Raw genomic sequence first — 15878 nt, 5'->3', positions numbered from 1 at the left:
ACATATTTCATATTTGCAATTTCATTTGCAATATTCTTTCCCTTACACATATCTACGCCTTCCCATCAAAGAATAGTTTGCTTGTATTTTTAAATAAATAGGCTCATACCCTTTGACGGATACAAGCCCTTGTTCCTAAGATTCAATGTTAATCATATTTCCATTCATTTATATACTGTATAGCTTTATCAAATTCTTGGGGATGTAAATCCTTGTAACTGCTCCCACAATGAAACTTGGTTTTTAAACCATTCCATAAGTTGATCATATAGCTTCTAGCATCTCTTTTGTACTGTTGGCTATGTGCTCCACCTAAAAGGTAATTGACCCTCTTCCTAGCGGCTTCGTGGATTCTTTCTTGCTGCCTGGTTGATAATGTCATATTTTCAATGACACTTTCCAACTGCTCCTCAATGCTGTTGATTTGAACAAACATGCAAGGCAAATTTTTCTTTATTTCCATAAGAAAAGCATTCAATTCATTTGTGTTGATAGGATAATTTTCATTAAAATCCTGTACCTCTTCTTGAAATTTGAAATAGGTCTTTACTAAGTCTCTTTGTACTTGCCACGCTAAATCATCTGTAAAAGACTTTACCAGAAGCAAATAACCGCTTTCAGTTAATAAAACCACCTCAATATAAGGATTACCTTTTAACGGCTCATCATTGGGTACGATTTTCGTACTCAACTCTTTTCTTGTTACTAAGAAATAATCTTCATCAAGTACAAGATGTTTTTTATTTTCGCCAAAGTTACGTTTCGCCGTTCCTTCTGGTCTTTCATGTACTTGGTCGATATCTTTAAGGGTAATTACTCTCTGCCCGTTCCATGTTTTAATCTGTAAATCGCTGTTGCCAACTTTTACAATTTCTTCCATTCTATTATATCCTTTCATATTTTTTATGTAGATAGCGTTATATATGGGTTTTATCGCCATACCTGCACGCACACTATCAAGAGCATTTCAGCCCTATCACGTCAATCGTTTCGGTGAATCAACCTTTTATGTAATTGTCAGTGTGCAATTTTGTAAGGGTTTACCGATTGACTTAATCTAAAGAATTGATATAATAGAAGTAAGTCAACGTATTAAGCGTTTGGCGGTCATGAATGGCGGTTTCTTTACTTGGTAGGTGGGGAACCGCTATTCTTATTTCTTGTTATCCTGTTGAGAAATTCTATAAGAAATCTCTTTCTTAATTTGAATGTTCCCACTTGCGAAGCCTTCCATCAATGCCTCTATTGCTTCATTGATTTTAAAGCCTTGCTCCTTACAAGCAGTTTTAAATTCTTCTTGTATTGTTTCTTCAACAGGAGTCGCAAAAGTTTTTCTTGCCATTGCTATATCTCCTTTACATTTATTATTCTACTACCATAATGCTAATTTGTCAATTAGTTTTTTGCAAATTATTTATTTTTTGTTTATGGATAAAATGGATATTTTCTAGTAACCTATTCTCACTATTTTCCCGTTCTTATAAATGTGTTTATCTTCCACAAGCATTTCGCAATTACAATGTTTACAAGTGTGCTTCTTTGATGTAAAACCTCTGTTAGAATAAGGAAAGTCAACCTCTACTCTTAATAACTCGCCACATTCCGTGCAAGTGGTATAAATGAAAGCATTCATAATAGAACCTACCTTTCCCAATAATAGCCGTTACCGTCTTCTAGGGTAATTTGTACGCCGTATTCGTTAGACTGAATGTCTACTACCTTGTTCATGTCGATAGTGCTTACTCTTCCAATAAAAAAGGCACCTATGACAAGTGCCGTTACTACTGCTAATTGTAATTTATTCATATTATAGAAACCTCCTGTTTTATAATAAAAATGGATCTGCAACTTTTGACGGTTACAAATCCTCGGTTTATACTTCTGTTTCTTCTTCAATTTTCAGATCATGAAACATTTCGCTAGGCTCCAGCTCATAATATTCACACAAGGCTGAAAATGCTTTTACAACGCACTGCCATTCTTTTTCATTAACATGCTGAATCCATGGTTGCTTACCTCTGCTTGGCAAGTCAATATGATATTTGTTCTTTAACTGCTTATATAGTTCATTGAATGCTTTACCTACTGGAATTCGTGCGTATGCTGCCATCTTACGGACTGCAAAATTGATTCGGCTTCTGTCTTCCCATTCAAGTATACCATTTGCAAGGGCCTTCTTTGATTCTTCCAGTTTAGTGATATGACGGTTCTTATAGTCCATCATTTTAGTAGTGGCCATTGCCAATGCTTCCACATCACCACTCATAATAGCAGCTCCAACGGCATTTATAATTTCTTTTTCTGTTTCGATTGCTTCAACTTTCATTTCTTTTGGAGCAGATTCTTCTATATCAAGAAGCGATGTTCTTATTCTTTCTGCTACCTTGGAACCAGATAGTAACATCCCTATTCTTAATATAGCCCGTCTTGGGAACACTTTAATTCCCCTATTAGGAATGTCTACGACCTGCCCATCTTCATATTTAATTAATGTTTTAAACTGCGTTTTACTAACGTTTTGACTAATGGGACAATTCTGTCCTATTAGTTCTTTCGCAGATAAAATCTTGATTCCGTCTTCGTTAATTTCATTAGTATGTCTTTGATATACCTTTTTAATTACATCAACTGAAACCTCATAATACTCCGCAACTTCGTTAATTGTTGCGGATTCAGTGCCTGGAATTAACAATAACTTTTTAACCTTTTCCAATATTTCCACTTTAGCAACTAACTTTTCCCTAAGTTCTTTGCTTTCTAGTAACTCATTTGCATTCATGAATATTTATTCCTCCTTATGAATAATTTTATTATCTTTATCAGATAGCCACACAAACGAAAATAGAATTTTTCAAGGGATATGACTAATTATAGAAGTTTGCCGTATGTCCTGTTTGAGCAGTGGTTGGGATTCTTCTGTAGCGTCTCACGTTTGTTTCATTGTTTTCGTCTGCATGATAAATGATAAAGCGGTTATTCCGTGCAACTTTGGATTGCCTATAACAAATAGGACTTTGCTATTCCGTTCTCAATGTTTACCTATATCTTCATAGGCTTGTTATTCCGTTCAAAATTGATCCAGTCTCATCACCTGGAAGCAACTTAATAACGTCCTGCCTAGCGTCTTATGGTTTCTTCCTGCCATCTGGTAACTATTTGTTTTCCAATATGGCGTATACATATTTCATACGCTGCGGATTTATCAGCTACATCTCTATGTAATTTACCTTGATATCCTATTCTATAACCCACATATGATGTGTTTTTACGGTTGCCAGAATCGTATAATGATACGGTTTTCCGCTTCTTTGAGTGGCGTTCTGGTCTTACACCTGTTACTTTTTACTATCACAAGGTGTTACATAAATTTGTAACTGCTCGGTTTTCAAAGTACGCTATAGCCGTGAGGCCTATCCGTCACATGCTCTGCGGACGTTTCAATATTGGTTATGTGAGCCGTTCTAGGTGTGACCAGTTTCAACACTGGAATTTTTTGTTTTGGGATTTTTTCATTGACTTAATCTGGAAAGATAGATATAATAGAATGCGTCAATAAGTAGTTTTACTACTTGTGTCAAAAGGCGGTTTGTTGATTGGTAGTCGGCAACCGTCTTTTTCTTTTCCCTTAACTTGATATAAGTATATCATGTCAAAGATTGTTTGTCAAGTGTTTTGCTTTCTTTTTTGAACTATTTTTTTATTACATTTATTTCAAGTTTATAGCCAACTGCGTTTAAAATCCGATTTGCATCGTCAACAGAAAAATTCTGTTTTGAAAGAAGTGATGTTAATGCTTGCCTTGTGATGCCCAACTGATCGGCAATCCAAATCTTTTTATAACCTGATTCTTTAATAGTTTGATTTACAATGTCAATTAAATCTTTATTAGTCACCACTCATCACCTTTCCTATTTTTTGCTTTAAATTATCGGAAGAAATTTCTTCGTCATATTTCCATTCAATAAGAGACAATCCATTTTCATTACATTTTTCTTTTTTACGTTGGTCTAAAACAATTTGACGTTGTAATTTTTCGTTACCGCCAAAATATTCGACACTTTTATAATGCTGCACGCCTTGATATTCAATACCTATATTTAATTCTGGTATAAATATATCTAAGTTTTGAGGAAGAAGCCAGTCGGGACAATATTGGTATAAAGCAGTTTTATATTGCTTTCGCACCAATTTAAATAACTCGGTTTCAGATTTCCACATAGGATTTATTATGCCATTATCAACCAATTCACTACTGATATTAGTAATTCTAGTCTGGTAATCATAAGGATTATTCAATACTAAATTGCGTTGTTTTAAAAATTCATTCTGTAAAAATGGGATTAATAATCCATACATATTTCTAAAAATGTCGAGTTCGTCAAGAAAATATCCTTTTGTAATCATCAAATTTACTATTTGACGAATTTTAACTATTCTTTTGGGATCTACATCCTTCCTACAATGATTATCTTGAAACCGTGAGTATTTGGAAGGTCTTATATCTAAAACTATTTGATTATATTTCAACATAGTAGCGTAGTTATCAAGTCCATAGCCGTAAAGTTTATATCCGCCAAATTGCTCACCAATTATTTCGGAACTGTAATTAACATAAAACATGGTTATAATATCTTCAATATTATCCTTATCGAATACTGTAATAAAATTAATTGTATCATCGTCATCAAAAATATTATTTAATATTTTAGTGTATTTACTGTTCTTTAATAATTCCTGAATGATAAAATAATTATTTTTAATACTCCTTGGAAAAACAAAGGCTATTTCATCATCTTTAATCGTGCTAAATTGATCAATAAAAATTTTAATTTTATCATTAGGAACAAAACTAGCTGCTGATTCCAAAATTTCCTTTGTTTCCTTCATAGATTCAAATTCTTCGCTTGGCTTGCGAAATAAAAAATCTTCGCAATGCAAAGTAATAAAATCGTCCCTTATATGCTCGATTTCTTTGACATTTAAACTTCGTTTCTTTTGGGAAAGAAATTCGTCTAAGTTCATAGCTCTTCCTCCTACGCTTTTTACTAATTTTAGCATAGAAAGAAAAGCCTGTAAATCATTGCAGAATTAACACACTCTATTATATCCATCTTTTCAGTTGTCAATGTGCTTGATTTGAAGCGAATAGATGCAGAATTGCATAAGAAAAGCGTATAGCCTGTTTCCCTGACTTTACGCTTTATATATGATATAATATCCGATTGTGGTTATTATGATATCTGTTGTAATTTGGTGCTATGTTCAGTTACTACCTTTTTAAGTAGGTCAATATCTGATTGCATCGTTTCAATTTTTGATACGGAGGATTCATATTTCTTTGCTGCTGGTACGTAATTTTCCGCAAGTAACTGAATATTTACATCGGTCACATTTTCAAGATGCAGTTTAATACCTGTAATATCTTCTTTTATAGATTTCAATTTTTTGTCAATCATATTTGATAGAGCAAGCAACAACTCATTATCGGTCATGGTAATACCTCCTGCAATTAGTGAGGACATTATACCATATATAAAACGCAAAGTCACTATTCACTTTTCAATGTCCCGTTTGGGAACATACTGTCAGATTTGACAGATTATAAGAAATGTGATATAGTGTTGCTGATTATGTGATCACATTTCTATTGTGTTCCCGGTTGAGTCTGACAGTTGTCGCTGTTGGACTCTTTTCCGTTTAAAGGGGCAAGTATCATCACTTGTTTAGTGCCTAGCCAGGAATTGCACCTGACTGAAACGCTTGTCGTTTAGGCTTTGTTGTTAAATCATTGCTTTTACAAAATCGTTGATGTTGTTATTCTCATTAAAATAGTCATTTGGGAATTCCTGCAATACTATTTTCTTTAAAGTGGAAATTACTTTATTTAATGTTTTGCATGCTTTGTATTCCTTATAGTAATCTTGATAGCCGTTAAATGCTTCGGAGTAATAGAAATCTTTCTGCATTATCATGTATTGTCCGTCCTGACTTTCTACCATGTAACTATTCTTAATTTCCTGTTCCCTGGCTACTAAATCAATTGCCATGGTTGCTACCTCCTTATATCATGCTGTTTATGTGTTTCGTGTTCCTTAACTTGATATGAGTATAGCATTTTACTTTACTTTTGTCAATTGTTTTATTGTACTTTAAAAATACAATTTACTTACGTATTCGATTATGGTATACTATAACACTACCTAAGGAGGTTATAAACATGAATGAATTAGCTACCATAGTAGACGATTATATAAGTAGTAAAGGTATCAAATATCAATTTATAGCCGATAAAATAGGCTTAAGCAAACAAGGCTTGTACAGTTTAATGCGTAAGAAAAATTTTAGTCTGGACGATGCCAACAGGATATTAGCTGCCATTGATTGCCAGTTTGATATGATTATAAAACCCAAACAGAACAAATAACCAAACACCCGTTCGATTCCCATGTGTACAATCTTACTCCAAACATATGTTTTGGTCAAGTAGTTTTTAGTAAAATTATGGATATTCACCTGGCAAAGATTGGAAATTATTTTAGTTCCTACTATGATTAATATAAGGTCGATTGAACGTAATTATTGAGTAAGTGACGTGATTGTAGGTAATTGCTGTCACAATGACTACAGACGTTGTTATATGGCTCATATTCGGCTTGTAATAGTGATGATGGAGAGTTGTTAGGGTAAATGGGCAAAATGGATTTACAGACGTTTAAACGTGAGGTATTATTGTGGAAGAGATCATGATTACTGTGATTGATTAAGCTGCCACCAGTTGAATGAGTTAGTATTGAATGATATGTATTATTGTATATGAACATATGTTATATATCGCATACGTTGTATAGTGTGCCTATTTGCGATTGTATGGGATTTAATTGCGTTGATAGTAAGATGTAAGGATAATACTGTTTGAGCCGTGTATGATGGTGATTTGGGCGTTGTGTGAGGTGTTGTGAGTTGTTGATAAAAGATTCAAACAATGATGATAAATTAAATTCTAGTACACTTGTGTTCTTGTGTACTAATGAACTAGTATACTAGTTATAAATGAATGATCATTCACTTAACACAATATTTGGCGAACACCAACGAGTAATTACAATTATTTTGCGATATAGCTGCCTAGATTCCAGATCATATACCACCGTTCAATTATTGGTTAATAGCTTTATTTTTGAAATATATTCTATTCACACCACGATAATATTTTTACACAATTATATGTATTGTCTGATATATTCATTTTATCTTTAAACAGTTTTGTTTATTTGTCATAGTGCACAATTTTTCAACGATTAAGTTGTGCACATTTTTTAAAAAAACTTCAGTAAACTAAACTTCCACGAAGTTAATTTAAACCAGTATATAGGTATAGTAATTATTGCACATATAGCCTATCATTATGGCATGGTTTATTGTGCAATATTTCAGCACCTGGATAGGGGGTATATTTACATTTTGAGACTGATTTCTTGTGTCAGAATACCCCATATCTGTTCTACTCACACATCAAGTTGAATTTTCAAGCTGTAATATCACCATTTCAGCACCCATATTGTATCAACTCAAACAAACAATTCTGACAATTTATTTTTGTTCAAATTTTCTCTAGAACATTCCTTTTCTGAACATTTCTTTTAGAATTGTACACTATTTCTACACAATTAACCATTTTACCCAAATCCTTGTTCGTTACCTCGTTCGATCAAATAATTACATAATAAGCATTACAAAATTTTCAGACAATTTAAAATCACTGATTTTACCCACTCTACATCACTCAAATCCTTATAAAATAAGCACTTAATCGAACGACCCTATGTTTTTTAGATTTTTAATTTTCACACAATTCAATTTCTATGCCACAAATCTCGCCAAATCCTTATCTGATAAGCATTTCTTCTATATAATGCAATCAAAATATTTACCTCTATCGAACCCCTATCGAAGTCGCGAAAAAGTAAAACCAAGAAAATACTAAAAAGATTTTATAAACCCTATTGACATTTTAATTTCAAAGTGATAATATTCAGTCATGAGTTAGTAAAGGATTATATAAACCTAATTAGCCACAATGATATTAAACCCAAATAAAATCAAACGAAAAGGAGATTACACATGTTATTAAAATCACTAGCACCAATAATGGTTAAACCATTACCAGGATCATCAAGGAATATATCTCTATCAAAAATCAAAATATTACCCACAATGCTCTCTCACCCACCTAAACCATACAAGATAGCTCAGAGATACACCTACTATTTACGTAACCGGGAATTTCAATCTCCAATAATCTTAGATCATAACTACAACCTAATAGATGGGTATATTACATATTTGATTGCTAAGATGATGGGATGTAAAGCTGTAGAAGTGAAGTTCATATAGATAAGGGGGATATATTTACATATGCAAAATTATTACAGCAGAGATGGCACCTATCAGAAAAAATATCGGATAAAATTTTTCTTCTTCACCTCTATGCGAATAGAGTGAAGGTTAAATCGTTAGTATTTTGTTTTCGTTAAATAATGTTATTATCTGCCAAATGGGTACATGAAACTGTTCCACGACTTCACACCTTGGGAAAGTCGTTGTGTACCCAGATGTCACCATGGCAGAGAAAGGAGAAATTTATAAACGTATTATTACCAGAAAAATTGTCTCGTTCTCCAACTGCAACCGACTATGAGATATTAACCTATTTTTATTTAAAATTATTGTCTCCACTTTCTGAGATAGACAGGTATTACATAAACATTGATGCGTTACTATTTGCTATATATGGAAATTGTAATTATGGATTGAAAATTAGAAGAAACGTATATGCTGCAATTAATTCGTTGGTATCAAACGGATATATATCAGGGATTAGGCAAGGTAAGGATTCTTTTATTATTGATACAGTATCTTTGAATGTGGATAAAAGCAAGGAAAAGTATACGCTTCTATTTCAACACGATGTTGATAAAATCATGAAATCTAGCCATAGCATTAAACTACAGTTATTTAGATATTATGTATATCTTATGGACTCAGTTAATACCAAAACAACCGTATATCTTGTGGACGGAAAATCTAAAAGTAGCGTAGTTGGGTACCAGACTCAAGAGCAATTATCCTCTGTGTCAGGATTATCAACTAGAACAATTATAAGATACAACACCATGCTTGAAGAATTAAGTGTTATTTACGTTTGCAGATCTGATGATTTTACCATTGATAAGGATGGACTACTGTCTCAGTTCCCAAATGTGTACGGAAGATATACAAATAGAGAATATATTCAGAAATATGCACAAGATTATAAGCAGTACAAAAAAAGCTATAAGCAAGTACAAAAAAAGAAAGGTGAAACTAACGATAATAGAAAACTTGCCCAGAAATATTACTGGCTATGCCGAGGGCATCAATATTCGGAAGAAGAAATTTCGAGAATTTATTGCTATATAGTACAGAACAACAAGAAATATGAGTCTCTATATGACGAAGAAGGAAATGAAGATTATTTAAATAAGATTAAGGATTTATCGGTATTTGATAATTATGATTTTTTAGAAAGGAAGGAATAAAAATAAAGGAGGTAATATGCAAGAAATTAAAATTAATGAATTAAAACCGCACCCAAGAAATAATGAATTCTTTGATAATATAACGGGTGACAAGTGGCAAGAGCTACTTGACTCAATCAAAAAACGTATCGGGGAAGGTAAACGTGGAAATATTGAGCCAATTGTAATCACACAAGACAAAGTGATTGTTGCCGGTCATCAACGAGTGCGTGCTTTTGAAGAACTTGGTATATCGACAATTGATGCAGAGATTAGATTATATGACTCTGATGATGAGGTTTTGCTCGATTTATTGGAATCCAATATCCGTCGACGTGGAGATGTTGGGGGTTCAGCTAAAAAAATGGGACTACGTATTCGAGAGTTAGAAAGATTGTATGGGATTCATCAGGGAAATGGCTCAAATCAGCATGTGCAATTACCGAATAATTCGGTTTTTGCTGACGAAAAAACCAAACAAGAACAACTCGCTACGCAGTTGGATATATCGGTAGACACTATTCAAAATTATAAACTTCTTGCAGATATGATTCCAGAATTATCGGATTTAGTAGATACAGGTATTGTAACTAAGACTACCGCACTGGCTATGATGAAAAACCTTTCAGGCACAGAGCAAAAAGAACTTATCGATTCTCTTCCATCTGACAAAAAATACACACAAAGACAGATGGATGAAGAAATTCAGAAATACAAAAATCGAATAAGTGAACTGATTCAGAACGGAACGAAAATAGAAACCGTAGAGATTCATGTTGATAAACCAGAGACACTTGATAAAATCAAAAGCTTAGAAGAAAAACTTGATGTGAAAAGCAAAGAAAACACCAAAATGTCGTCTATCCTGATTGAAAAAGAAAAGATAATTAATCAGGCAATTGGCACCAGCACGAATTATCAGCTCGTATCTCATTGTAGTGAGATTACATTAAGAATGCTCAACTTTGTAAAAGAAATGTCTCAATATGATTATATGGCAGAAAGCTTTAATGAAATACCAAATGCTACTCGTATCGAATATGAAAAATGTATTAAATCTGTTAAGAAGTGGGCAGATCGAATCTTAGAAACTATTGACATCGAAAAAAATATTATTGAAATGTAAAAGGAGAAAATTACATGGGAAAAGAATTGGAAAAGAGAATGTCAAAATTAGAGTTGTTAACAAAGAGGTTAGGGGAATCATCTCAAATTACAAATGAAGTAGTGACAGAACTTACATCAGAACTATCTGGAATCGTAAGAGAACAAGTAAAAGAAGAAATGGTAACGAGAGAAAGAGAAATTGAATCCAATGTAATTACCACTGTAAAAGATACTGTCGAATCCACAATACGAGAAAAACTCGATGAACGTGGACTAAGTAAAATAGATGCCGACCGATTAACAAAGGCCAGACAAAAACGAATGAGAGAATTACTAGGTAACCCAAGTTCAGATGAATATCAATTATTTATCGGGTTTTATCAAGGCAAATTACGTAACGGATATAAAAGGAAGTTTGATGTGACTACATATGCTGGAATAGATCCCTCGATTTTTAAAGAGGCTTTGGAATATATTCAAAATTTCGACATGGCAAACAGATCCTGGTGTATTAATGCCCTACATAGAACGTATCAGAATAATGAATTTGCAAATAATAAACTGGTTCATGCCTACGAAAGATTTTTCGGCATTGAAGTTGCATAAAGGAGAATTAAATATTGGAGAAAAACAACAACGTAACCACCACCCTCTCACATCCAACCCGTGAGGAGTACCATAGATATTATGCAGGAGTAATAAGTATTGGAGATTTTGATACAAATAAGCCCAGTAAATACCGTGACTGGAATAATTACAGCCAGGAGCCGCCCGTATCAAGATATTATACATATTAAATGACACATGCCACACAATGCATGTATTGCCACTTTGCTGACGTTTTAATTTTTAGCTTTACAATTTACCACGTAACTATAAACAATGCCCGTATGGGCTTAATAATAGCCTTATATGAAGGATTATATAAACTTATTGGAGGATAATAAAATGTTAACACCATTAAGATACGAAAATGAGGGGACTACTATTTCATTTACAGGTGTGGTTAAACACGAAGATTCTGCTTACGACGTAGTAGCTACATATATGCCCGTAGAATGTAAAAGGGATAGATTCACAGTGATGTTGGAATTACGCAGAAAAATAGACACGCCTTTTGAAAAAGATCAGGAGTTTAAACACTTGATTGACACACAGGAGATTTCAAGCAGTGATGTTTCGATTGCGAACGACCTCCGTCTAATTGTCGGAAAACTGTTGGATACAGGTGTAATTACCAAGCATGTAACAATATTTGCAGATGGACTATATGAAATGATTGAACTAATGGAAAAGGTCGCGGATTAATAACTGGGAGGGACTGAATAATAAATAATCAATATACATTGGCAAAGATACCAATTAAAAAAATCGTAGAAAATGATTGTGATATTAATTTTGAAAAAGAAGAAGAGATAAAGTATTTAATTAAGCAAAGCGATTCATTATTATTTGATCAATTAGAGATATTAAGAGGGGAATTTTCTGTTCATATTCCGGAATTGATTCTTGTGCTCGCGAAAAAGAATCCAAAACAGGAAGATCAACTTAAATCGTTGTTGCTAAATGGTTTTACATATAATGGAGTAAAATATGTTAGATTTGGAAAATCTGCTTCACAGGGAAAAGATGGAATTACTGCCTTTGTAGATGAAAAAATATTTGATGAGCTATATATGATAACTCAAATGGATATTGAAATTGATGAATGTGTAATTTCAAAATATGAGGCTCAAAGATGTCTGCCATTTAGTTCTTGTACCTTAATAAAAAATTATATTCCAAACATTGTAATAATTGATGAATACGAAAAGGTGATAAAAAATCAATATATACGATATGTCGTTAATAAGAAACGTGAAATTACAGATAAAGTATCTGGCGAAAAGAAAATTGTGAACGTCAGAGAAATCGAAGAAGGTTATCATGATATTAAATTATCTCCTTTTGATGGCTGTGGGTGCCATGAAAGAGGTTTCTCCGAAAAGGTTCAATCTGGATTAGGTCTCGATTATTTACCAGTTGGTAGTCAAGTAAGGCTTCCATTTATGAAGGGGTATTCTGTCTACGTTCCTTTTAAAGAAATGTTTAAAGAAATGGGTATTAATAAAATAAAAGATGTTTATGGAAATTGGCACGATGTCAGTGACATAGATTGTATTTGGAATACTAGCATGTTTAAAGGACATAAAATTTTCAAAGAAAAATATGGTAATGAAGCATGGAACAAATATGTTGAAACATTGAATAAATATCAGTTTAAACTTGGCATTAGCAAATACAGTCACCACATGAAAGACATTAATATAAAAGCAAGACTTAATTTTCAATATTTGCAGTGCCTTGATTTATGGAACGATTCTTACATAAAAAGCTTTCATGAAAAAGGCGAAAAGTATGATATTTTGTCTCCAGAAAATAAGGGGAAAATCATCAGTATCGCAGAATATACGACTGATTTATTTGAGAAAATTATATGTGGGGATAAATTTTATACATATAAATTCATGGGTATCAATGATACAGATGGATATGAGCCAGAAAGTAATTATTTAAAAGCTGCACTTCTCAATGACGTGATGTTAAAAGACCCAGCTATTAAGCAATTTATTTACAGAAAACTCAAAAAGTACATCAGGGAAGCTAAACTTGGAAAAATATATGCAGATGGGTTTTATCATACTGTTGTTGGGGATATGGTTGGATATATACAATATGCCGCTGGTATGGTACCTGTGGGATGTTTGAAAGAAAAAGAGTTCTACTGCGATACTATTGGCAACGGAAAAACTTTATCATTCCGCTCTCCTTTGGTAGATCCATCTGAAGTCAATGATGTAAATATCGTATGTAACGACTTAACTAAAAAATGGTTTTCTCATTTTAAAGACCAAGATGTTGTCATGCTCAATATGTACGACTTAAGCTTGCCACAACAAGGGGGTATGGATGAAGACGGAGACGCAGTTCTTCTCTGTAACGAGCCTACTGTAGTTTCTTCAAAAATTAATAAGCCGATTATTATTGATATTGAAGACAAGACAACGGCAAAAATCAAACCATACACAAAGGAAAACTTGGTTGGTTATGAGTTAGCAACGAGGGATTCCAGAATTGGAGAGATCACAAATGCGGCTACCAGTATCGAAAATAAATACACGACAAATGAAGATGTTAAAAAGTATTATGATGACATATCTTCTCTTCTGCGTGTTATTCAAGGTAAAGAAATTGATAGTATAAAAACGGGAGTGCGCTGGCAGATGACCTCTGGGATAAGAAAGCACTTAAAACAGCTACCGTGGTTTTTACTTTATAATTATCCAAATAAATTAAAGACGTATGAAAAACTGAAACATAGGAATCGTTCTGTAGAATTGCCAGAGGATAAAGTGAAATTAAATGCCTATAGATCTCCCTCTCCAATGAATGAACTCTGTGAATACATAAATGCGTGGGAAAAGAAAAAATTGATTTGGGATAATTCCTCTATTGATACTAGGTGCCTTATTATTAATAACAATATGCAATTAAATGATAAAAAAGTTATAAAAGAAGTCAGGCATTTAATTAACCAATTCGGGATTGAATTCCGTGAGCTGATGAAATTAAAGGAATCTGATGATAGTGAGACAGACTGTATTGATATCTTGATAGAGGAATATAAAAACAAATTAGGTGGAGTTCCAGGAGTGTCAAATAAAGAAAAACTTGCCAACTATGTAATTAAAGTCTCATACCTTAACAATTCGGTCTGTAAACATCTTGCATGGTTTGGATATGGAGAATACATTATTGAGAATTTAAAAAACAATTCACCAGTAAGTAAACAGGTTTCAATAAAAGAAACTCCGTATAAAACTAGTGATTCTTATGAATATCTTGGCAAGTATTATATTTTTGAGGAGGGGAACACAAATATACGACAGTAATGAAATGTATCTTTATGAGATACTTAATGATTATAAAGAGGCAGACAAGAAAGATAAGCACAATATTTTCAATTTATTCTGTTCTTCTATATGGTCATGCGATAACAAGCGGAGAGTTTTTAGCAGAGACATAAAATTCTCTGTAGACTCAAGATATATGAATACAGAAATTGGTCAGATTTTCGATTCATGGTCTTCTGTATCATACATTACATACCGGTCTATGACAAAAGAATTAGACTATGCCAGTCTTATTAGACAAAAGATCAATAACTTATATAGTATTATGTGTGACAAAGACGTGTGCCAAAGAAAAGATTATATGAAATTAATTAAGACACCAAAAACATTATACTTTAGATGGTTAAAAGGAGAACAGTATGAACCACAATATCTGATAGAAACAATTGATGAAGCAATGGAGATGGCTGAAAAATTAAAGAAAAAATATCAGTTGGAAAAACTAAATTTATCATGGGAAGATTATAAAAAACTAATTGAAAAGTATTTTTTCAAAATATTTGATAATTGCATTTGCCTTGATGATTACGAAGATAAAACAAAAATTGTAGTTCAGACCGAGGCTTGGCACGAGGATAATTTTTATATAAGCTATTTCTGCAAAACTCTTGACGGGTATATGAGAAATTATCAAAAAGAATATTATGGACTGTACGTGGCGGGAAGTAAGGATAATTATATCTTGAAAAGATGTTCTAAGTGTGGTTCATTGTTTAATCAAAAAAGTAACAATCAAAAACTCTGCAAAAAATGTTCCGCATACACTCCTATTGGTACAAAAATAATTAATTGTGTTGATTGTGGCAAAGATGTTGAAGTTAATAGTAAAGATAATAAGACAGACAGGTGCCAGAATTGTTATAAGGAATATCGGAAAAATAAAGTCTTAATCAACGTAAAAAATTACAGAAATCGGAAATGTAATCAGAGCAAATAACAAGTCAAAATCCATGTAATCCTTGTAGAATAAGGGTTTTCGGCTATTTTATTCCCTTTATATATACAATATAGGAAGAGCAACACATAAGAAAACATCGTCAGTTGACGACTCCATAATATAATCGCAAGGTCGGAAATGGTTCCCGACGCACTCCGCAAGGAGTACCTGAGATGATGGATAATGCCGCCCATCTGTGATTATAAAAGTCGGCATAGAGACTTTAAACCTATGCCATGGGAAAGGAAAATCCTACACCAATAAAATTCCCGTTTACTTGGATTTAAAACAAACAGAGAGCATCGCTTTCTCTGGCGATTAATA

General features: G+C 33.0%; 17 protein-coding genes. 9 read left to right on the top strand and 8 right to left on the bottom strand.

Annotated features, from left to right (window positions below; genetic code table 11):
* Positions 1 to 148: 148 nt before the first annotated feature.
* The 8 genes from FAY33_RS18050 to FAY33_RS18020 form a co-directional block, all read right to left on the bottom strand.
* Positions 149 to 880, bottom strand: a complete 732-nt coding sequence (locus FAY33_RS18050) for an ORF6C domain-containing protein (RefSeq protein WP_185967697.1) — start codon at positions 878 to 880, stop codon at positions 149 to 151.
* 273 nt (positions 881 to 1153) lie between these two features.
* On the bottom strand, positions 1154 to 1342 hold the full coding sequence (locus tag FAY33_RS18045) for a hypothetical protein (RefSeq protein ID WP_143322630.1): 189 nt from the start codon (positions 1340 to 1342) through the stop codon (positions 1154 to 1156).
* Positions 1343 to 1641: 299 nt separating this feature from the next.
* A complete protein-coding gene (locus FAY33_RS19640) occupies positions 1642 to 1806 on the bottom strand; it encodes a hypothetical protein (RefSeq protein WP_185967696.1) in 165 nt (54 codons plus the stop codon).
* A gap of 67 nt (positions 1807 to 1873) precedes the next feature.
* The gene (locus FAY33_RS18040; RefSeq protein WP_143322628.1) at positions 1874 to 2779 is read right to left on the bottom strand and encodes a hypothetical protein; all 906 of its coding nucleotides are present in this window, start codon (positions 2777 to 2779) and stop codon (positions 1874 to 1876) included.
* A 910-nt stretch (positions 2780 to 3689) separates the two neighbouring features.
* Positions 3690 to 3893 (bottom strand): hypothetical protein, encoded by a 204-nt coding sequence (locus FAY33_RS18035; RefSeq protein WP_143322627.1) that lies wholly within the window; start codon positions 3891 to 3893, stop codon positions 3690 to 3692.
* Positions 3886 to 5022 (bottom strand): hypothetical protein, encoded by a 1137-nt coding sequence (locus FAY33_RS18030; RefSeq protein WP_143322626.1) that lies wholly within the window; start codon positions 5020 to 5022, stop codon positions 3886 to 3888. Before FAY33_RS18030 ends, FAY33_RS18035 begins: the two co-directional genes overlap by 8 nt.
* A gap of 209 nt (positions 5023 to 5231) precedes the next feature.
* On the bottom strand, positions 5232 to 5492 hold the full coding sequence (locus FAY33_RS18025) for a hypothetical protein (RefSeq protein ID WP_143322625.1): 261 nt from the start codon (positions 5490 to 5492) through the stop codon (positions 5232 to 5234).
* 288 nt (positions 5493 to 5780) lie between these two features.
* The gene (locus FAY33_RS18020; RefSeq protein WP_143322624.1) at positions 5781 to 6047 is read right to left on the bottom strand and encodes a hypothetical protein; all 267 of its coding nucleotides are present in this window, start codon (positions 6045 to 6047) and stop codon (positions 5781 to 5783) included.
* Positions 6048 to 6217: 170 nt separating this feature from the next.
* Between FAY33_RS18020 and FAY33_RS18015 the strand changes: the two genes are divergently transcribed.
* The 9 genes from FAY33_RS18015 (at position 6218) to FAY33_RS17980 (ending at position 15554) form a co-directional block, all read left to right on the top strand.
* A complete protein-coding gene (locus FAY33_RS18015; RefSeq protein ID WP_143322623.1) occupies positions 6218 to 6424 on the top strand; it encodes a helix-turn-helix domain-containing protein in 207 nt (68 codons plus the stop codon).
* Between the two features lie 1697 nt (positions 6425 to 8121).
* Positions 8122 to 8394, top strand: a complete 273-nt coding sequence (locus FAY33_RS18010) for a hypothetical protein (protein ID WP_143322622.1) — start codon at positions 8122 to 8124, stop codon at positions 8392 to 8394.
* 218 nt (positions 8395 to 8612) lie between these two features.
* Entirely contained in the window at positions 8613 to 9578 is a 966-nt protein-coding gene (locus FAY33_RS18005) for a hypothetical protein (RefSeq protein ID WP_143322621.1), read from the top strand.
* A gap of 16 nt (positions 9579 to 9594) precedes the next feature.
* Positions 9595 to 10683, top strand: coding sequence for a ParB N-terminal domain-containing protein (locus FAY33_RS18000; RefSeq protein WP_143322620.1), 1089 nt, complete (start codon positions 9595 to 9597; stop codon positions 10681 to 10683).
* 14 nt (positions 10684 to 10697) lie between these two features.
* A complete protein-coding gene (locus FAY33_RS17995) occupies positions 10698 to 11270 on the top strand; it encodes an ORF6C domain-containing protein (protein WP_143322619.1) in 573 nt (190 codons plus the stop codon).
* Positions 11271 to 11284: 14 nt separating this feature from the next.
* A complete protein-coding gene (locus tag FAY33_RS19635) occupies positions 11285 to 11461 on the top strand; it encodes a hypothetical protein (RefSeq protein WP_185967695.1) in 177 nt (58 codons plus the stop codon).
* A gap of 151 nt (positions 11462 to 11612) precedes the next feature.
* A complete protein-coding gene (locus FAY33_RS17990; protein ID WP_143322618.1) occupies positions 11613 to 11972 on the top strand; it encodes a hypothetical protein in 360 nt (119 codons plus the stop codon).
* A gap of 38 nt (positions 11973 to 12010) precedes the next feature.
* Entirely contained in the window at positions 12011 to 14596 is a 2586-nt protein-coding gene (locus FAY33_RS17985) for a hypothetical protein (protein WP_243126828.1), read from the top strand.
* A gap of 322 nt (positions 14597 to 14918) precedes the next feature.
* Positions 14919 to 15554: a hypothetical protein gene (locus FAY33_RS17980; RefSeq protein WP_143322616.1), complete on the top strand. Its 636-nt coding sequence runs from the start codon at positions 14919 to 14921 to the stop codon at positions 15552 to 15554.
* The last annotated feature ends 324 nt before the right edge of the window (positions 15555 to 15878 follow it).

This window comes from Clostridium sp. HBUAS56010 (assembly GCF_007115105.1).
Taxonomy (GTDB): Bacteria; Bacillota; Clostridia; order Lachnospirales; family Lachnospiraceae; genus Lacrimispora.
This window is presented reverse-complemented; position numbering and strand designations above follow the sequence as displayed.